The sequence below is a fragment of the Brevibacillus borstelensis genome, assembly GCF_036700025.1.
GTDB lineage: Bacteria > Bacillota > Bacilli > Brevibacillales > Brevibacillaceae > Brevibacillus > Brevibacillus borstelensis.
Window position 1 is genome coordinate 4,981,530 of record NZ_CP144922.1, and the last position, 21,304, is coordinate 5,002,833.

A 21,304-nucleotide genomic window follows, 5' to 3' on the forward strand; every position below is an offset into this window, starting at 1 on the left:
TCACGCTCCTTCTTTACATAAAGCCTCCATCGACGACTAGCGTTTGCCCAGTTATATAGCTGGCCTTGTCCGATGCTAGAAAGGAAACCGCCTCTGCTACTTCTTTGGCAGTTCCCAGCCTTCCCATGGCAATGCGCTTCCTGAAATTGTTCATCTGGTCTTCAGGAATGCGATCCACCATGCCTGTATCTTCCGTATAGCCGGGAGCAACCGCATTCACTCTCACGTTGTACGGGGCGTACTCTTTCCCCAATGAACGCGTCAGCCCGACAACCCCTGCTTTACTCGCGCTATACGCGCTTAAACGATCCACCCCGATCAAGCCAGCGACCGATGCGATGTTGACGATTGCTCCTTTTTGTTCCAGCAGCATGTGAAAAGAAACGGCGTGGATGCAATTGATGGTCCCCATGACATTGATCTGGACGATTTCCTCCCATTTTTCGAGAGGATTGCTCGGAATCAGCGCCCCTCCGTAGCTGACTCCCGCGTTGTTTACAAGAACGTCTATTCTTCCAAATTGCCCAATGATTTCTTTCACGGCATCCTGTACTTGCTGTCTGTCAATTACGTCGAGTTTGACGAATGAAACTGCCTCATTGCCGGTTTTCGCCTTAATCTCTTCAACTGCTTGGGCAGCTTCCTCCAATGAACTCCTGTATCCCAAGATGACCTGATCTCCGGACTCGGCGAAATGCTCTGCAATCGCCTTGCCAAGACTCTTCGAAGCGCCGGTTACAAGCACGACATTTTTTTTAGCTTCCAACCTTCTCACCTTGCCTCAACAAATTTGGCAAACACACTTCCTTCCAATACCCTTGAAGATACTCGTACAGCTCCTCCCGGATTTGCTGCTTTTCGCTTTTCGGAATCATATCTTCTGGTTGCGGCTCACCGTAACTGTAGTATTCCTCGCGCAAAATGGATGAAATAACCGCGTCATGGTATTCTCCATCCAAAAAGAAGTAATCGCGCAGGATCCCTTCAATCACCACTTTGTTCTTGATCAAAAAGCGGATGGATCTCATGTTGAATAAACCGTTAATGAATTGAATCTTATGCGCATTTTTAAAGTGGAACAGGTAGTCCATGAGCAATACCGAAGCTTCCGCACCGTAGCCCATGTCCCATAATTCCGGATCTCCTATCACGCCGCCTAGCATGTAGCTCCCCTCGTATCTCAGCGTTTGCCAAGATACGAACCCGATTTTTTTCCCGTCGTGGGTTACCACTGTGGCGTAGCGTGTATTTCCGTTTGCGATATCTCTTCTGACCTCTTCCTCAGTCACAAAGTCTTGCCCCCCTCTTGCCAACGCACTGACTTTGGATGGGCAAACCCATTGAGAGAAGAGCTTGTAATCTTCTTCTTCGAGAGCTTGCAATCTAACGAAATTACCCCTCATCGATTCTTCTCCTCCGCTTTAGAGTCGTATCTTCATCATAAACAAGCAACCCGGAGAGTGCCCCCGTAATTCCCGCAAAGTATGAACAGCTCTGCCATTTTTCATGACAGAGCTGTTCATCGTCGGCACCGCTACTTTGCGAAACCTGTTAAAGTATTCGTTTATTCAATATTTGTCTAAACAAATTGGCTTTTGTCATTTTCACAGCTAACCCTACCCTGCTTTTTACCCCTAATTTTTGCATGCATGCAGCAATATGGTACTCCACCGTTCTTTTGCTGAGATAGAGCGTGTCTGCTATTTGCTGATTGGTTCTGTCATTCGCCAATTCCTCAGCCACACGAAGTTCCATTTCTGTCAACGTTTCCGGCAAATGGAGATCCATCTCGATATCATCTTCGATCCCTTCTCTTCCCCAGCTAGAAAAGAGAGATTCCATGAACTCACTGGAAAAATAGCAGCTTCCTCTTTCCACAGCATTGATCGCGATCATTAGTTCACTGGGGCAGTCCTTCATCAAGATGGCTTGTGCGCCTTGTATATATTTTACGTAGTGCTTATATTTATTGCTCAGCAGGATAATCGTCCGAGTGTGCTTATTTTTTAAATGGAACGAGAGATTATCCTTCGTGAGACTCAAAATGACCAAATCGAATTTTTCCAAAAAAACGGGATCCGAGAGCAAATATTCATTGTTCAAAAAATGGCAGTCATATCTATTTTCGGACAGTAAATTTGAATAAAATGGCTGTTTTCCTTCTCTCTCATCTACGATTAAGATGTTTCGGACACCCATTCTTTATTCACCTCTACTTGATTGTAGCTAGTAATCTGATGTCGGTTCCGCAAACAGGCGTTTGCTGAAACAACGGGAATAACTGAAGCGAATTTACTAGTATTTTTTTCCTACCCATCTTATTCCTCCCATTTTTGAAAAATTATACTTCAAATATACGGGAGAATTCTGTTAAAATGTATATGCAAACATGCAATATTTGGTAAAAGAGGATATACAAGGGAGACTGGTCATGAAAACGCTTGGGGATAAAATTCAGTATTTTCGAGAGAAACGAGGCTATTCCAGAAAGTATGTCGCCGAAGACATTTGTGACGAGTCCACTCTGTTTCGGATTGAAAAGGGGAGCCATATACCACGTTTGGACATTTTGCAGAGCATATGCCGGAAACTAAAGATTCCCGTGGATTATCTGCTTTCTTATGAAAACGAGACGCTCATTCATTTTGTTGCAAAGATTCATCGGTTGTGCCGGGAAAGTCTATATTTTCATGATTACACCACTCTCCAGTACCTCGTCGAGGAAGCTACCGCTTTTATCAAAAAGAACCAAAACTTTCGAGACAGCAGCTTCCTGAGATTTATCGAATGGCAAAAGGGCATTCTGTATTACCGGATTGACCGCCATCCGCGAAAAGCGGAGCAAACCTTTCGAAAGTTGATTTCCAACAACAAAATCGTCAATGAGCTGGATATCAATATTGCCAACACGCTCGCGCTGTTACTGATCGAAATGGATCAAAAAGCGGAGGCATACCAACTGTTAACAAGCAGCATGCATGTATTGGAGAACCTCCCTTTTGTAGAGGACAAAACCCTTTTCCCCAGATTGGGCTACAACTTGGCCTACATGCACTACCACCAAAACCGATTTGATCTCTGCCTGGAGCTGGGCTATCGATTGCTCAACTACTTATATTCTCATCACTTGCATTATTCGGCAGGAGAAATCTATCATATGCTGGGCATTGTTTATGGCCATACGGGCAACCTGGAACATGCCAGAGAATATCTGGAGCATGCTGTTTCCATCTTCAAATATGAGCTTCGCGAGCGATTGTACGCCCGAGCAGGAAGAAGTCTTGCAGAAATCCATTTCCAGCTTGGAGAAAAAGAAGAAGGCCGCATCATTTTGCAAAAAACCCAGAAAATATGCAAGCGTCTTGCGGATCGAAACCACTTGGATGAAGGGGAACAAAAAATAGAGCATACCGAGAATGAGTATGCTATGACGGGCCTTTCTTCATCATCTCTTCTACTAATTGAACCGCTCTATTAATATCATCACTCGTTATATGCCTGTGAACAACTGCTCTAATCCTCCCATAGCCCATCTCTGAAAAAATCACGCCATGAGACTTGGCCATCTGCAAAAATGAATTCCATGTATAACGAGGATCTGTTACGCGAAAGATGACGATATTTGTTTGCACTTCTTGGGCATTCAATTCAATTCCGTTTATCTTTGCCAATCCATCGGCCAATTGTTTCGCATGCCTGTGGTCCTGATCCAACCTCGTAATCATTGTTTGCAAAGCTACAATACCAGGCGCTGCGGCGATTCCCGCTTGCCTCATTCCTCCGCCCAACATCTTTCTTACTTTTCTCGCTTTGTTTATATGGGACTGAGTTCCCGCTACAATCGAACCAATTGGGGCAGACAATCCTTTTGATAAACAAAATTGAACCGAATCGGCATATTGTGTGATTTCCCTGACATCCACATCAAGGGCAACTGCCGCATTAAAAATGCGGGCACCATCCATGTGGACAGGAACATTGCGTTCTGTTGCAAATTCCTTTACCTCTTGCAAATAAGCGATCGGCAAAACTTTTCCACCACAGCGATTGTGGGTATTTTCCAGACAAATTAAAGCAGGCAAAGCAAACTGAGGGTCCTCTTCATCAACGGGGAACGCTCTTTCAAGATCCTCCAGCAACAAGCGTCCATCCGCTTGAGTCGGTATGGGCTCATAAACAATCCCGCCGCATACGGAAGCGCCGCCTGCTTCATAAATGTAGATGTCTGATTCATTGCCTACCAAAACCTTTGATCCACGAGGGCAATGGGCCATGATCGATGATAGATTCGCCATTGTGCCGCTGGGCATAAAGCAAGCAGCTTCCATCCCCAGCATGCTGGCGGCTAATCGCTCCAATTCATTTACGGTTTGATCCTGTCCGTACACGTCATCTCCCAGCATGGCATGTTGAATGGCATCCATCATTTCCTGCGTCGGCAAGGTAACTGTGTCACTCAGAAAGTTTAGCAACAGACACACGCTCCTTCATCTTTAGTTCGACTTTTTCAATTAGATTCAGTAGCTGATGAAGCTTGCTTGCGTCTGCTTCCACTGCGATTATGTAACCCAAGCGTCCGTATGCATTTACGATTCTATCCACCAGCTTTCCCGGCTCTGCCCTGCATACGACTTCCTTCACACCTGGCATTTGCTGAAGCTGTTCGATACCGGTCACTTCCTCAATTTCGCCTGTTTCTTGCGGGATCAGAAAGCGAATCCCTGCATATTGAATAGGCGGACGGCCAAGCTCGGGGGACAAGCCAACCGCTGCTTTGAGCTGATCCTTCAACACGTCCATACCGGTCGCATGCCGGATCAGTTCCGGAATCATCCCCCCGGCCAATCGTCCATTGCACTCAACCAGGAAAACCTTTTGATTGACGATTTTTATTTCCAGATGACACGGGCCAAAACGCCAATCCAGCTTTTCCAGCAGGGACAGCACACCCGTTTCCACGATTGTTTTGATCTGGTCGGTAGACAAGGATGGGAAAATATGGCCTGTTTCTATGAAGTAAGGCTCTCCCCCAATGCTTTTATCTGTAATTCCGATGATCGAATGTCGGCCTTCATAAGAGAAAACTTCGACACTGTACTCAGGTCCTTCCACGTATTCTTCGATCAAAGCAACCCCAGCCGCCGGTTGCCTACGGACATTCTCTTTCACAGCCAATATGTCCGTCACCCGCTGATACAGCTCTTCGTAGGAGAGACACTTTACCACCTGATTGGAGCCACTGTCATCCACTGGCTTCACGATGCACGGGAATTGTATCTGCTGCTTGATCTCCTCTAGTTTCTGCACGTTGTCGACTGTAAAAAACCAGGGCTGATAAAGCTCGGGAGTGTCCCTCAGCAATGCGCGAACAGCAGCTTTGCTCCTGCACGTTTTCACCGTATCGGGAGAATTGCCACGCCAACCGAATCGCTTAGCCAGAAGCGCAACGGTATAAATATAATATTCGCTTGTCGTCGTAATTCCTGCGATATCCTCCAGGGTAAAACGGAGCTGAATTGTATCAGCCAGCTTTTCCGTATCGTTTGTATCGCAGATGACGATTTCGCAGCTTTGGTCAGACAAGCCCTCATAGCGGCTCGGCTTATTGGTCAACAGCACGGGATCATATCCCAATTCCTTTGTTTTGTCCAAAGCAAGCATGCCTGTGCCAGTCGTATTTGACTCAATAAACAGCAGTTTTCTCTTCATGCCGAAATTTCCCCTTGTTAAAGTGAAAGTAGGTCCAATCGGAGACATCCTTTAATTCTTCCATGCGATTGGGTGAAAGACGCAGGTTGTCCTTATTCAGATGATGGACATTGAAAAAATCATCGTTGTAAATCGAGTGAATATATCGGTCCCCCCTGTCCGGGAAGATGCACGCGATCACTGAATGTTCGGATACCTGGCTGCTGAGCCACCTTGATACGGCGTACACGCTGCCTGAGCTGTTCCCCGCAAAGATTTTTTCCTGTTTGGCGAGCTCACGTGTCCATGTGAAGGCTTCTTCATCGTTTAACCAGTGAACTTCGTCGATTACGGAAAAATCAACATTGGGTGAGCGCAAACTGTTGCCCAGGCCGCTTTGCAATCGCTTCGGATTGTCTGTTTGGTAGAAGATAACGCTGCCTACGGCATCTACAGCTATGACCGTCAAGTCGGGATTTCTTTCCCGCAACGCTTTGGCAGTCCCGCATAAGGAGCCTCCACTTCCAACCGATCCGACAAGATAATCGACGCGTCCCAGCTCTTTAACCAGGTCATCGGCCAGTTGTTGATAGGCCAGCGGATTTTGCGGATTTTCGTACTGTTTTGGCCAATAGGCATTTGGATATTTGTCCAGCAAACCTTGCAAGTAGTTCAGCCTTGCTTTTTGCCAGCCGCCATCCTGCTCCATTTTCTCTACAATATGGACCTGCGCTCCCAATGCTCTGAGTTTTGCCAACGTTAGTTCATCGATGCGCGGGTCGGTGACAATGTGGACTTCATGTCCCAAATAAGTGCCGATCATGGTTATGCCCAAAGCCAGCGTTCCTGACGAGCTTTCCACAATCGGTGCATTTTCTTGCAGCTGCCCGGTTCTCTTGGCATCCATAATCATTTCTTTCGCTACCCTGTCTTTCATGCCGTAGGGATTAAGCAGCTCTAGTTTCGCATAGACAGGGGCTTTGCTGTTCTCGTCCAACCGCAGCCGAATTAACGGCGTTGTTCCAATCAGTTCGATCAGACTCTTGTCCATTACACCAGAACCTTCTTTCTTTCGATAGTGGACATGGAATGGAATATTTCTGTCGGGCAGCCAAGCTGTTTCAACAAAGACAGTCCTTCTTTTACTTTTTCAGAATACGCACTGTCGTTTTCAGAAAGGAGGATCCCGATAAATGTTCCGCTATGAGCCGTTACAATCCCCGTTCCTTCAATTGAACGGCATATTCTTTTCACCTCGGCAAACATCTTTTTCGGATGCAGCTTCTGGTTTAATTCCGCGCTTCTGGTAGCGACCTCGCCAATTGCCTCTGCATCTTGAGCACGTATGGCAGCTGTTATCTTCTCAAGCAGCATGCCATATTCTTGCTTCTCTTCATCAGTGAATGGTTTGGGCTTGCAATTGAAATCGACTGTATTTACTTCTCCTCCCTCATCCAAAGCAATCACAGTCAACGGTGGGCATTCTCCTATCCATTCTCTCAGTTTCACTTCTTTGTGATAATAAGAGACGATGCCCGGGTACATGATGCCGTCGGATGGTTCGATATCGCGAAGGATCTCCTCGATCACCTCGGTAGGAACGTTTATGTCATAGCAGGATTCAATTGCTTTCACAGTCGCCATCATATCTGCTGTAGAACTCGCCAATCCCTTTCCTTGTTGAAGCTGGCTTTCCAGATACAATGTGCCTTTGATGGGCAAGTGGTAATAATCAAGAATTCTCTGGCCAAAATACAGAGATTTCCTCTTCCAGGAAGGATGTACACACAGATCTTCGTCCTGAGCGGAATAGACAAACTGGCATGTCGAGTACCTGTCAACAGGAAACGTTACCAAAAAGTCCTGACCGCTTGGCAAAACGCCTTGCAACAACTCACCAAATGTGCCATGAGCTTCCCCTTTGCCTACTTTCAGTCTCATCGGCTATACTCCTTACCTTCAGACATCATCCATCTATCCAATTCTTCCAATCTCCGTTTGACCTCGGTGGAAATCCCATTGAATACCTGCTTGCATTGGGCTGCCTCCTGCATTTGCAAGGCAATCATGTCTTTTACGGCATCCGGATTTGTGGACCCTGTTGATCGCTTCATGGTTAAGGCAGAATGGACCGCAAAGAGCGCTTGCAACTCTTGCTGTGTAATTTGGTTTTCAAAGCCGTACTCATGACAAATCTCTTGCAAGGTCTCAACCGAAACATGCTGAGGGGAGTGTCCGGCTTGGATCGACTGTGTGATAAATCGTCCTGCTATCACCTGCGCTTGGCGATACGGTATCCCGCTTTTTTCAGTGATTCGATTTGCCAGTGAAAAACCTCCGTAGTAATCCTTTGTGCAGCATTGCTGCATCTTTTCTTTCTGAAAAGAAATGTTTTCAAACACCAGCATCAGTAAATCAAACAATACGTGCGTCTCATTGAAAAGGGAGAGGAGATTTTTGCTTGATTCTTTGGAAACTTCGACCAGATTGCTATAGGCCGTATTTCGTTGTCCCAGCAAAAAATCCACATGGTAGGTGATGAGATGGCTCGTTTTTCCTCTCGCTCTTTCCAAGATAGGAAAATTGCGTTTTTGTGGCATCGATGATGAAATGCCAGCGAGTTCATCAGGAAAATCAATAAATTGGTACTCGCTGCTCCCCCAGTTCATCAGGTCAGTCAAGAAGCGGCTCATATTGTTCGCAAAGAAAGTCAGGCAGCTTCCAATGTCCAATAACCAGTCCCGCGAAGCAACCCCGCTCAAGGCGTGACCTATGTATGATGAAAATCCCAAAGCATTTGCCAATTGCAGGTTGTCCACTGGATACTCCTGACCAGACATAGCCCCGGAACCGAGTGGGCAGTACCTGTTCATTGATTCTAATGCGCCCAGCATCCTCTTTTCTGTTTCAAGAAGGTGTTTGCTGACTGCCGTAAGATAAAAGGCAACACTAATAATTTGAGCTGACTGAAAATGTGTGTACCCGGGCATGATTACGGAATCATATGTCTTGGCTTTGTCCAGGATGACATCCCGCAGTATTTCAACTCTTTCAATCAGATGCATCCATTGCTCCCGGGCAAACATCAGTTGGGCGCATGCCTGAAAATCGTTGCGGCTTCGATCAATATGCCATTTCACCACGGGTTGTTCCAACTGTTTCTCTATCGCTCTTTCCAACGTCAAGGCGATGTCTGTTAGATTTTCTTTCGAGTTTTGCAACAAAGCATCTCGCTCAATCCTGTCTATTGCTTGCAAGAGGGAACGGACCTCATCCTTTGAGAGAATGTTCGCTTTCTCGTAAGACTGCAAGAGAGCCTTTTCTATGTGGATATAATGCTCTGTGTAGTTTTCCAGTTCATATTCAAACTGCGGGTAAAGAACAGCTGCTGTATACGTGTCATGCGGTGCTTTTTTCACGCGCCCGGTCACCTGTGTTTTCATGAGCTTATCCCCGTTTCAAAGTTTCTGAGATTTTCTGTCCGAGATACTCGACTTGAGGAGACGACATGAGATTATTGTGATGCCCCATTATCGGGTAGGTGTACACTTTCCCTGTTGTTCTTCCCCTCCATTTATCAACATCCACCAGCTCATGGAGTTTTCTGGGATCGACTTCCTGACAAGTGAAGGCATGTAAATCTGTTTTAATCGGAGCAGAAAATGTATAGTGATCGCTTGCCATGTTATTTGCTGCCATTACCGTAATAATTCGAAATACGTCTTCCAATTCAGCCGTTTGAGGCAATAGCTTTTTTTGTTTGGCAGCTTCCAAAATAATCTGGCATTTTTCCAATTTCGGTTTGCTGCTAAACTGCTCGATATCTATGGACAAGCTGTCTGCCCACACGCTTAACGGATCCAAGCGGTGCTTTTTTTTCGCTACTTGATCAAACGGGTAGGCATCCAGCAATCCCAGGAACGACACCTTTTCCCCTTTTGATTCAAAAATTCTCGCCATCTCAACCGCGATTGTTCCTCCAAAAGACCACCCTGCCAACTGATAAGGGCCCTTCGGTTGAATCTTTTGTACCTCATGGACATACAGCTTTGCCATCTCCCGTATATCTTGCAGAGGTTCAACATTTTTTTCATACCCTAGTGATTGAATGCCGTAAATGTTGATATCCCGAGCTATATTTCTTGCAAGAGGAACGTAGCAGATTGCTCCCCCTCCCCCTGGATGAACAAGAAACAGTGGGGGATCACCGGAACGGCCTTCTTTTAATTTGAGAATCAGTCCGCTGCCAGCTTGAGATTGATCACTCTGTATAAACTCGCTTAACGTTTCGATTGTTCGATAAAGAAATAATTGAGAAGGGGACAGCTGAATGTTCATTCTTTTTCTCGTTAGACCCACGATCTCGATGACCTTGATGCTATGCCCACCCAAATCAAAAAAGTCTTCGTTTATTCCAATGTCGTCGATAGCCAGAACTTCCCTCCAAATATCAGCTAATTGTTGCTCAATCTGATTGCGAGGCGGTATTTTCTCGCCACTTGCCAAGTCGCTGACGTCAAATGACAACCGCTTTTTATCCAGCTTTCCATTAATGGAAACCGGCAGTTCCGTGAGCCACCTGATTACATGCGGAACCATATAATAAGGCAGCTTTTTGGCCAGGCGTTTTTTCAATTCATTCGCAGAAATCTCCACGCCGGGCTCCTTCACGGCAAAAGCAAAGATCTTTTTATCCCCTTTTACCTCTTCAACAAGAACAGCGGCCTCTTCAATCTCAGGCTGTTGCTGCAATACATGACGAATTTCATCTAGTTCGATACGGAAACCCCGAACCTTAACCTGCGTGTCCTTCCTTGAAATGAAGAGGTAATCTCCTGTATCCAGCTGTTTAACCAAATCTCCCGTGCGATAATATCGACGTGTCACACCTGCCACGTCTAATAGGGGGAAGGCCTCAGCCGTCAACTCTGGATTGTTCTCATACCCCTTGGCAACACTATGCCCGCCAATAAACAACTCCCCGACGACACCTTGTGGGACTGCCTGCAAGTTTTCATCCAACACAACGAGATGATAATTCGGGAAGGGGATGCCGATTGGAGCGGTAGGGTATTGTTGCTCAGGATGACATCTCCAATAGGTTGCGGCCACACACGCTTCTGTTGGTCCATATAAATTGACGAATGCAACCTCCCCTTTCATATTTTCATAAAATTTCCGAACAAGCTGATTAGGCAATGCTTCGCCCCCGGTAAATATATACTTGAGGGTTTTATTTTGCCTGAAGGAAGGAAGATCCAACAGCTTTTCTATCAAGCTATGGAACAAATGTGTTACCGTAATTGCTTCATGCGCTATCACATCTGCTAAATAATCAATGTCAAATTGCTTGTCGGGATGAGTAATTACCAATGTTCCCCCACTTACCAGCGAGCAAAAAATCTCACTCATGGATGGATCGAAGCTGGAGCTGATGTTTTGCAAAAACATCTCGCCTTCCCCGATCTGGAACTCCTGAATAAATCCTTGAACGTGGTTGATTAAGGCCGCATGCGTAACGCTGACACCCTTGGGTTTGCCTGTTGTTCCCGAAGTATAGATGACGTAGGCAACTGCCTCTTCCGGCGGCAGAGAAAGTTCCACTGCATCTTTGGCAGTCTGATTGTTAAAAACCACATCGGGTTCCAGGATTGTTTTCTCTTTCCATTCATTGAATGAAAGATCGTCTGTAATAATTACGGCCGCTTTGGAATCCTCTACCATCATTTCAACCCGTTCAACCGGCAAGGAAGGATCAATCGGCATATACACGCAGCCGCTTTTCAAAACACCCAATATACAAGCAATTTGATCGGGGGAGCGTTTCAACCGGATTCCCACGATGCTCCCCGGCTGAATATCGCGTCGAATCAGCTCATGGGCTATTTGGTTCGACTTTTTATACAATTCCTCGTACGTAAACGAATGATCATGTCCCTTTACTGCAATCTTGCTTGCGTGTTTGAGGGCTTGTTTATCTACTAGATGGTGTATGAGATCTGTTCCCATTTCGGCAAGAATGACGTTATTTTCAATAACATGGTTTTTCTCTTCCTCTGTCAAAATGTTCAATTTGCAAATGGGCTTGTCAGGATTTTTCAAGATTTCTCGGATCAACGTAATATAGTGTTGAGCGAAACGCTCCATTGTTTTTCGATTGAACAAATCCGTGCTGTATTCGATCTCACCCGACATCGTTTGTTTGCTGCATGACATGTACAGCACGAGATCAAATTTCGAAGTATTTGTGCTGATTTTTTCATATTCCATCGTAAACGGAACTTCTACTTCCTTTTTCTGATAGTCTTGGAGAGTGAACAGCGCTTGAAAAATGGGATGGTAGCTGCTGTCCCGATCAGGTTTTAACTCCTGAACTAATTTTTCAAAGGGAACCTCGCTATTTTCATAGGTCTGCAGAAATGATTTGATCGTGGTTTTCAAGATATTCAAAAAGCTGCTATACGGTCTGATAAACGTCCGCACCGGTAGTGTATTTACAAAAAAACCGATTAAATCTTGAATCATCTGATTAGGCCGATTGGTGATCGGTGTCCCGATCACAATATCTTTTTGTCCCGTATACCGGTAAAGCAACACATTAAACGTGGCAAGAAAGAATGTATAATGGGTAGCTTGATGGGTCCGGCAAAAAGTCGTTATGGGCTCAATTACATCCAATGGCAAGTCAAATTTGACAATGTCTCCTGCGTAAGTTATTTCTTTAGGCCTCGGCCGATCCGTTGGAAGCTCCAGCAAGGAGGGGATATTATCCAAATGCTGTTGCCAAAAATTCAACTTTTTTTGCAGCGTTTCTCCCTCGAACATTTCCTTTTGCCAGTTTGCGTAGTCTGCGTACTGGAGGGGAAGTTCCCCGCATTCAGCTTCTCGGCCTTGTTCAACCATCGTATAGATGGTAACAATTTCCTTCTGCAATACTTCCAAGGACCAAGCATCAAAAATAATGTGGTGAATATTCACTAGCAAATAATATTGGTCAGCGCTTAGCTGGACAAGCTGGAATTTGATTAACGGACCTTTTTCCAAATCAAATGGCTCAAGAGCAAATTCCTTGAGATGCTCCGTCAAAGGCTTCTCTTCTTCCAGCTCCTCTTTTGTCTTCACGTCTAATCGAAAAGAAGGGAAGTGAAGGGAAACCTTTTGTTTCAGTTCCCCTTCGACTTCTAAAAAAGTAGTGCGAAGAACTTCATGTCGTTCTATTATTTTTTGAATCGTTTTCTCTAATACGGCTGGCTGTAGATCTCCTGTTATTTTCAGGAGAATCGGTATATGGTAGGTAGGACTATTTGGAAGCATTTGTTCAAAAAACCAAATTCGGTTTTGACCATAGGAAGACGGAAGCAGATAGACTTCATTTTCTACGGATAGCGAACCCATGTTATCCCTGCCTTCATTCATAATGAAGTTTATAACTTTTGCTTAATCCGTGTGACTTTTCGAATAGATAGATCCTTTTTCTTTCTCTCTGGCATGAGGGCAGCTAAGCCTCTGATCGTGGGATATTCGAAGACATCCATTAAGCTGATCTCATAACCGAGGCTGTCTATGCGTGATATCATTTTTACAATGAGCAGAGAATGCCCCCCGCATTCAAAGAAATTGCTGTTGGGCCCTACGGATGACACAGGCAACAACTTTGTCCAAATTTTTCCCAGCTCCATTTCCAAAGGAGTTTGGAAAACGTCATCTGATTCTGCCTCTTCAAAAACTTCAAGAGCCGCCAGTTTTTTTCGATCGATTTTGCCTATGGAGGTTACAGGCACCTCATCAATCTGGATAAATCGGTTCGGAATCATAACCAGTGGCAATTCATTGCGCAAAACTTTCCGCAGCTGATCCGGATAGAGCTTGTGGCCGTCCTCCATTACGATATAGGCATTCAACTGGATCTCATCTGCTTGTTTTGCATCTAAAATGATGCACTGTTTCGTGTATGGCTGTCTCAGAATAGCTGCGACAATCTCGTTTTTATCGATACGGACGCCCCTTATTTTGATTTGATCGTCTGCTCGACCTATGATTTCCAAGCTTCCATCCGGTCGATAGCGTCCCATGTCACCGCTGCGATACAAGTAAATATCATCTTCTGGATCAAAAAAGTTGGGGATAAACGCCTCTAGTTCCTTATTCAAATATCCTTTCGTCCGATAAGGAGTGCGAACCATTATCTCTCCAGGTTCCCCAATCCCGCATAGCTGTTTTTCCTGATTGACAATCAGCAATTGCGTGTCTGGCATTGGATTGCCTAGCGGCTGGACCTCTTCGGCAAGCTCCTTTGGAACTACATAGAAGCACTTGATCAGAGTCGTCTCTGTCTGGCCATAGAAATTATTCATTTGGGCATCCGTGATTTCACGCCAAGCATGAACGAGACTGGCAAGCAAAGGTTCTCCTGAAAAAAATACATGTCGCAATGACGGCAATGACTTTGTCTTTGCTGGTTGCTTGAGCCAATGGCCCGCGAGCGATGGGACCGTATGGAGCATCGTAATCTCTTTTTTCGCCAGCCAATCGAGCATATCTGTTTCTTGCTTCGAAGGAATGAAGAGAGACGCTCCACTTGTCAATGGCAAAAAGACATCTCGCAGGTACGCATCAAATGTAATGTGAATGAGCTGCGCGTTGCGATCCTTAGTCGTGACACCGAATTCTTGCCGCTGCCAGTTCAAGAAGTGAGAAATACTGTTGTGCGTACCCAGGATTCCTTTCGGCTCTCCCGTTGTTCCTGATGTAAAGAAAATATAGGCATCCGGACAAGTATATGCTGGAGGCAGATCAGTGCCCGTCTCCGCTTCTTCTTTTAGCAGGTCGCTCACTTCAAATGATTGGACTCCACTTGCTGCCAGTGCGTCTTTGTATGTTTGGCCCAGTGTCTCGCTCGTTACGATCACGCGTGCGTTTGCAATCTGTAGCATGGACTCGAATCTTTTTTCCGGTACTTGCGTGTCCATGTTCATAAAAATGGCATCTGCCAAATGTACGCCCATCATCGAGATAATCATTTCATAGCTTCTATCTCCATATAGAGCTACTACATCTCCGGAATGTACATTTCGGCGGCGCAAACCTTTTGCAATCCGCAGGGAATCTTGGAACAATTCCCGATAGGTATACGATTTTTCGTTATCTTCTACGGCAACCTGATGGGGAGCCTGCTCACTCCAGTACTTCACTTGTTCAATAATACGTGGATAATCGATCTGTTGAAGTCTCGCCGTTGGGTCAGGCAAAATGCGTTTGGCTTGTTCAGTGACCAATGAGTAGGATTGGATGGATTGATCTGCCAGTTTCATCGCCTGCTGCAACAAGTGGATATACTGATTCAGAAACTCAGCCATCCGCTCTTTTTCAAACAATTGATTTTGATAGGCGAGCGTTAGATGGAATCCGTCTGCGGCTTCCTCAATATAGAGCGTCATGAAGAACTTCGATTCAATTTCATCCACTTCGATCTCTTCCACGACCACATTATCGGCTGCGTATGTCTTAGGTTCATCGAAGCTGCGATAGTTAATGGACACATCAAATAACGGATTGCGGTTAAGGTTCCGCTTCGGATTCACTTCTTCCACAATTTTTTCAAAAGGAATATCCTGATTGGCAAACGCCTCCAGCACCGTCTGTTTTGCCTGATCCAACACATCTCTGTATGTCGCATTTGCATCAAGTTCCATCCGCAATGGCAATGTATTCAAATAGAGACCTACGGACTTCTCCAATTCTGAGGTATTCCGATTGACTACGGGAGTGCCGATGATCAAATCGGTTTGCTGGGACAGTCTGGACAGCAGTACGCCGAATACGGATAGCAGCGTCATAAAAGGTGTGACTCTCTGTTCCTGACTGAAAGCTTTTATGTCGCTTGATACTTGCATGGACAAAGATTTTCTCAGCGTTTCATTTCCCGTCTTGCTCTCTCTTTGCCGGCTTCTGCTAATGGGAAGCTGAAGCAAGGGAATCTCTCCGTCAAACTTTTTCTTCCAATAGGAAAGCTGCTCCTGATATTCCGCCTGATTGATAAAATCGTTGTGTCTTAACAGGTAGTCCACATATTGCACAGGCTTTTCCTCTAAAAATGTCCGTTCACCCGCATACAGCTTCAGAAGCTCTTCTTTCACAACCTTTAGAGACCAGCCATCACTGATAATATGATGGAAGGTAAGCACCAGGACATCCGCCGACTTCCCTTTCACCAGAGTGCCTCTGACCAAGGGTGCCGCAGCAAGATCAAACGGACTGGACATTTCTCGTCGCACGATCTGTTGCAATTCCCGATCTCCCCACTCTTCCACCTGCAAAGATATTGTGGCGTGGGGCAAGATGCGTTGGATTGGCTCGCCGTTTTTATTGAGAAAAGCGGTGCGCAATGATTCATGCCTGTCAATCAGTTGGTTCAGGCAATCCTGCAATCTCTCTGAATCGACAGATCCATGGAATTTTAAAACGAGCGGCATATTATGTTTTGTGTCTTGGTAGAGCTGGTCTAAAAACCAAATCCGCTTTTGGGCATCCGAAAGAGGGAACGGTTGATTGCGATCAGCCAATTCCATAACCGGGCTGCTCGCATCACTGTTCTTGCGCTTTTCCAAAACGCCAGCCAATGTTTCAATCGTTGGATTTTCGAACAGGTCTTTCACGTAAAGCCTTGACTCAAACTTTTTATTTACTTCCGAGATAATCTGAACCGCTAATAAGGAATGTCCGCCTAACTCGAAGAAGTTATCTTGGACTCCTATTTTTTGTACGCCCAATTTCTCAAGCCAAATGGACAAAATAGCTTGTTCCTTGTCGTTCTTGGGGGCAACGTAAGCGCCAACAGCAGCAAGATTTTGCTCGGATGGTTTTGGCAGTTGGTGCCGATCGATTTTCCCATTCGCATTTAACGGGAACGCCTGCAGTTGAACGTAATAGCTGGGAACCATATAATCAGGCAGCACCTTTTTCAGCTCATGCTTTAATACGCCGGGTTGTATGTCGCCTTCTGCGGACGTATAGTAGGCAGCCAAATATTGAATGTCAGACTCGGTTTTATGGACGATGACGACAGCTTCGGAAACCCCCGCGATAGCCCTCAGCGTGGTTTCGATCTCACCGAGTTCGACACGCATTCCTCTTAGCTTGATTTGATTGTCCTGGCGGCCGAGGAACATAATGTTTCCATCTGGTTTCAAGTACCCTCTATCACCGGTTCGGTACATGAACTCCCCCGGATAAAACGGATCGGGAATAAAGGACTGAGCCGTTCTTTCCGGATTGTTGATATAGCCTCTGGCCAGGCCGATGCCGGCAATGTATAAATCACCAGGGACGCCAGGCGGAACCGGTTCTAAAAACTTGTCCAGTACATAAATGCGGTTATTGTCGATCGGACGTCCGACGGAAACAATTTCAGAGCTGTTCTCCACATCCGGCTCGCAATCAAAACATGTGGAATCAATCGAGACCTCCGTAGCTCCCCATGTGTTGAACAGCTTGCCTGGCATCTTTTCATAGAACGAGCGGACCACGTCGGCATGCAATGCTTCCCCGCTGGATACGACAATGCGCAGGTTCGTCAACTGCTGTCTTTGAACCGGTGTGATTTGCTCCAGCACCATTTTCAGCATGCTCGGAACAAACTGAAGCAAGGAAACGTTGTGCTTGATTGCATATTCGATAATACTGACCGGGTCCCGGTGCGCTCCTTTGGGCAGAAACGCGATCTTCGCTCCGACTGTCAACGGCCAGAAAATCTCGACGGCGGAATCATCAAACGTCAGGATTGTTTTCTGCAATGCGACTTCGTGTGCCTGTAGACGATGCTTGTTCTGCATCCAATTCATCCGGTTAACCCAGCCTTTATGCGTGTTGCTGACGCCTTTGGGTTTTCCCGTTGAGCCTGATGTGTAATAGATCGAAACGAGATGGTCAGGGGTGACTTGAACATCCGGTTTCGTGACTGGATATCCTTCCAAAAGGCTCTCCTGCATCAGATAGGAAAGCAGCTCGATATCTTTTGTTTCCTGCAGCCTTGTCCCTGGCTGCGTTATGCAAATCGAAGCCCCCGCATCCCGCAAAATGGCGTAAGCCCGTTCCCAAGGGACTTCCGTATCAATCGGCAGAAAAGCACCGCCCGCTTTCAGGATTCCCATCATGGACACGACCAGTTCCAAAGACCGTTCCATGCATAAGCCTACCGGCGTGTCGGGAGCTACGCCCTTTTCACGGAGCAAGTGAGCCAGTTGATTCGCCTTCTCATCAAGCTCCCTGTAGGTCAGGCACTCCCCTTCATACTCGGCGGCGATGTTGTCCGGCGTTTTCATCGCCTGGGCTTCAAACCATTCATGCAAGGCAACATCCGGAAATTCGCATGCTGTCTCATTTAACGTGTGAATCATGAACGCCTTTTCTCTCTCGCTCAGCACGGGAAGCTGTTCAACAGCAGTATATGGCTGTGCCAATACTCGCTCACATAGCTGCAGGAAATGCGAACTAAATCGTTTGATCGTCTCTTCCTCAAACAGGTCTGTCCGATATTCCCATTTTCCGATATATTCTTCGCCACTCCGTTCCATGAACAGCGTCAGATCAAACTTGGCGGTGTCGTTATGGAGCGAAATCGGTTCGCTGACCGCCAGTTGATTTCCCTGCGCCGGGTCAAACGCGAAATCCTGGAAGGTGAACATATATTGAAACAGAGGCTGCTGGTTGACTGAACGATGCGGTTGAAGCTCCTCCACCACTTTGTCAAAAGGAACGTCTCCATGGGAGAACGCTTTTACCGCCGTATCGCTTACTTGCTGGACAAGTTCAACAAAGCTGGTGCCTTCGCGAATTTCATTTCGAATCACCAATGTGTTTACAAAAAATCCGAGCAACCCTTCCAGTTTGGCGTGATTTCGCCCTGCAGCCGTTGTCCCAATCGCAATGTCCTTTTCCTGTGACAAGCGATAAATCAACAATTTAAAGAGCGAAAGCATCGCCATGAAAAGGGTCGTATTGTTCTGTTTGCAAAACGCTTTCAGTTGCTCTAACACCTGGTTCGGAATCTGGAACGTGCTGACGGCCCCATTATGACCATCCGGATGCGTCTTCTTCTGATTCGCCATCAACTTGATAGAAGGAGCCTCGGTGCCCAGTTGTGTTTTCCAAAAGTCCATCTGCTCCCGGTAAACCGGGGAATCAATAAAAGCATTCTGCCAGGTCACGTAGTCACTATATTGGACCTGCCCTTCCATAGCTTCCTGTACTTCACAGTCTGTGCCGCCTACTATTTCGTTGTATTTCTTGAGAAGGTCTGATTGGAAAACATAGTTCGACCAGCCATCCCAGACGATATGATGAACATTGTAATAAAAGAGATGCTGGTTATCAGACAGCTTATACAGCTTAAACCGATACAGCGGGTCGGATGTCAGTTCGAATGGAATCTTCGCGTCTTCTTCCATCGCTTGCAGCGCTGTTTGTTTCGCTAACTCATACGGCTGATCAGATAAAGAGATCCGTTCCAAATTGCTTTTCTTCGAATCATCAATCACTTGGAAAGGACGACCGTCCTCTTCGATAAAGTTGACCCTTAATACTTCATGCCGCGCAAGCAAATGCTCCAGACTGGCAAGAAAAGCATCGTACTGCAAGGGTCCTGTTATTTCGAAATAGGTAGGCAAGTTGTACAAGGAGCTGGTTCCCTGCCATTCATTAATAAACCAGAGCCGCTTTTGCGCAAACGACAACTCTCTTTTCTTCTCGTCGTTCTTCGCCGGCAGCAAAGTCTGCTCTTCCGAGATAAAAGATTGTGAATCGATAAATGCACTCAATTGACGAATGGTAGGATGCTGAAAAACATCTTTCAACGTAAGATGGATTGGCAGCCGCTGCTTTAAGCGAGTCACAAAACGGGCAGCAAAAAGCGAGTTGCCCCCCACATGGAGAAACGGTGTATCAATACCTACATCGTCTAAAAACAGAAGCTCTTTCCAAAATGAAGCCACTATTTTTTCGGTCTCCGTTTGTGGTTGACGCTCTGCAGGAACAATCCTGTTTTTCTGGGGAGCAGGCAGACTTTTTCGATCAACCTTTCCATTGGACGATAAGGGGAACCCATCCAAGCGGACAAAAAATGAAGGAATCATATAATCAGGCAGCTGCTCCTCCATTTGTTTACGAACGCTATTTTCTTCCCATTTCTCGTCGTCCAGGACGGTCACATAAGCAACAAGGAAGGTGTGGTCGCCTTCGCGAACGGCAGTAACGACACACTGCTTGATATTGGGCAAGCGCTCCATGGCTGCTTCAATTTCACCCAGTTCAATCCGGTATCCGCGTATTTTTACTTGGAAATCGATCCTGCCGATATATTCGATGGCACCGTCTTCGCGGTATCTGCACAAATCGCCCGTTTTGTACAGACGCTCGCCTTCGTGGAAGGGATCAGCAATAAATTTTTCCTCGGTCAGCTCCGGTTTGTTATGGTAGCCTCTTGCAAGTCCGATTCCGCCAATATGCAGTTCGCCTGCGACCCCTGGCTCCGTTATCAGGTTTTCCCCATCGATAATATGCAAGCGAATATTGCTGATCGGAAACCCGATGGGCACTGCCTTTTCACGTTTATCGCCTGTGCACTTCCAGTAGGTGACATCGATAGCCGCTTCTGTGGGACCGTATAAGTTGTACAGCTCAACCTTGTCAAATTTTGAGAAAAAGGCGAGCTCCATCGACTTCGTCAGTGCTTCCCCGCTGCAAATAATCCGCTTGAGAGACGGGAGCGGCGTTTCTGTTTGATACGTATCGAGAAAAATTTGCAGCATGGACGGTACGAAGTGCATGGTCGTAATGTTCATCGCTTGAACGGTTTGGATCAGATATTCGGGATCTTTATGCGCTTCTGGTCTGGCCATGACAAGGGTTGCCCCGGCAAGCAACGGCCAAAAAAATTCCCAGACTGACACATCGAAGCTGAACGGCGTTTTTTGCAGGATGCGATCAGAACTGTTTAATTGAAACTCTTTTTGCATCCACTGCAGACGGTTGTTTAAAGCCCGGTGTGTATTCATGACCCCTTTGGGATTTCCAGTGGAGCCCGACGTATAAATCATGTAGATGAGGTTGTCGCCTGTCATTGGTATGTCAAGATTACGGGAGGGCTGCTTGCTCCATTCCTCCCCTTTGTCGACAACAACAAGCTTTGCATCTCCCAATTGCTGATCCGCAAAGATCATTTCTCTGCTCTGCGTCGTAACAATGATGGGGGCCTTCGCATCCGTCAACATATATTCCAAACGTTTTTTCGGATAGTTCGGGTCAATGGGAACGTAGGCGCCTCCGGCCTTTAGCACTCCCAGCAATACAATGACCATCTCCAGAGAGCGGTCCATGCAAACAGCGACAGGCTCTTCAATTTGCAGCCCGCATTGTACCAGGTAATGAGCAAACTGATTGGCTTTTTCATTCAACTGCTGATAACTGAGCTCACTTGCTTCATAAATGACTGCTGTCTGATTGGGTGTCATCGCCGCCTGCTGTTCGATCAAATGATGAATGCATGCGTCCATGTTGGAAAACTGCTCTAGCTTCATGCGATTTTCTTGTATATGAATCACGCTCATAGCTCTCCCTCCCA

Annotated in this window: 11 protein-coding genes; 1 reads left to right on the plus strand and 10 read right to left on the minus strand. The window is 46.2% G+C overall.

Translation table 11 applies throughout. The features are described from left to right. Positions 1–13: 13 nt before the first annotated feature. The 3 genes from V5G20_RS23935 to V5G20_RS23945 form a co-directional block, all read right to left on the minus strand. Positions 14–766 (minus strand): SDR family NAD(P)-dependent oxidoreductase, encoded by a 753-nt coding sequence (locus V5G20_RS23935; RefSeq protein WP_003389350.1) that lies wholly within the window; start codon positions 764–766, stop codon positions 14–16. After that, on the minus strand, positions 756–1,403 hold the full coding sequence (locus V5G20_RS23940; RefSeq protein ID WP_024984241.1) for a GNAT family N-acetyltransferase: 648 nt from the start codon (positions 1,401–1,403) through the stop codon (positions 756–758). Before V5G20_RS23940 ends, V5G20_RS23935 begins: the two co-directional genes overlap by 11 nt. Before the next feature lie 148 nt (positions 1,404–1,551). Beyond that, positions 1,552–2,199, minus strand: coding sequence for a response regulator transcription factor (locus V5G20_RS23945; protein ID WP_003389352.1), 648 nt, complete (start codon positions 2,197–2,199; stop codon positions 1,552–1,554). Positions 2,200–2,431: 232 nt separating this feature from the next. Here V5G20_RS23945 and V5G20_RS23950 point away from each other — a divergent pair, with 232 nt between their 5' ends. Continuing rightward, positions 2,432–3,478 (plus strand): helix-turn-helix transcriptional regulator, encoded by a 1,047-nt coding sequence (locus V5G20_RS23950; protein ID WP_338462505.1) that lies wholly within the window; start codon positions 2,432–2,434, stop codon positions 3,476–3,478. Here the strand turns inward: V5G20_RS23950 and ltaE are convergent. From ltaE to V5G20_RS23985, 7 genes are read right to left on the minus strand one after another with little or no spacing between them, the layout of a single operon-like run. Then, positions 3,426–4,472 carry a low-specificity L-threonine aldolase gene (ltaE, locus tag V5G20_RS23955; protein WP_003389354.1) on the minus strand — a complete coding sequence of 349 codons (1,047 nt, stop codon included), beginning with the start codon at positions 4,470–4,472 and terminating at the stop codon, positions 3,426–3,428. The two genes, V5G20_RS23950 and ltaE, sit on opposite strands and share 53 nt — an antisense overlap. Then, positions 4,453–5,709 carry an ATP-grasp domain-containing protein gene (locus tag V5G20_RS23960; protein WP_024984239.1) on the minus strand — a complete coding sequence of 419 codons (1,257 nt, stop codon included), beginning with the start codon at positions 5,707–5,709 and terminating at the stop codon, positions 4,453–4,455. Before V5G20_RS23960 ends, ltaE begins: the two co-directional genes overlap by 20 nt. Beyond that, a complete protein-coding gene (locus V5G20_RS23965; protein WP_003389356.1) occupies positions 5,684–6,739 on the minus strand; it encodes a cysteine synthase family protein in 1,056 nt (351 codons plus the stop codon). Before V5G20_RS23965 ends, V5G20_RS23960 begins: the two co-directional genes overlap by 26 nt. Next, positions 6,739–7,629, minus strand: coding sequence for a hypothetical protein (locus tag V5G20_RS23970; RefSeq protein WP_003389357.1), 891 nt, complete (start codon positions 7,627–7,629; stop codon positions 6,739–6,741). Before V5G20_RS23970 ends, V5G20_RS23965 begins: the two co-directional genes overlap by 1 nt. Further along, positions 7,626–9,131 (minus strand): argininosuccinate lyase, encoded by a 1,506-nt coding sequence (locus tag V5G20_RS23975; RefSeq protein WP_003389359.1) that lies wholly within the window; start codon positions 9,129–9,131, stop codon positions 7,626–7,628. The genes V5G20_RS23970 and V5G20_RS23975 overlap by 4 nt, the downstream gene beginning before the upstream one ends. 4 nt (positions 9,132–9,135) lie before the next feature. Further along, the gene (locus V5G20_RS23980; protein ID WP_003389360.1) at positions 9,136–13,083 is read right to left on the minus strand and encodes a non-ribosomal peptide synthetase; all 3,948 of its coding nucleotides are present in this window, start codon (positions 13,081–13,083) and stop codon (positions 9,136–9,138) included. Positions 13,084–13,112: 29 nt separating this feature from the next. Next, the gene (locus V5G20_RS23985) at positions 13,113–21,290 is read right to left on the minus strand and encodes an amino acid adenylation domain-containing protein (protein WP_338462509.1); all 8,178 of its coding nucleotides are present in this window, start codon (positions 21,288–21,290) and stop codon (positions 13,113–13,115) included. Positions 21,291–21,304: the final 14 nt, after the last annotated feature.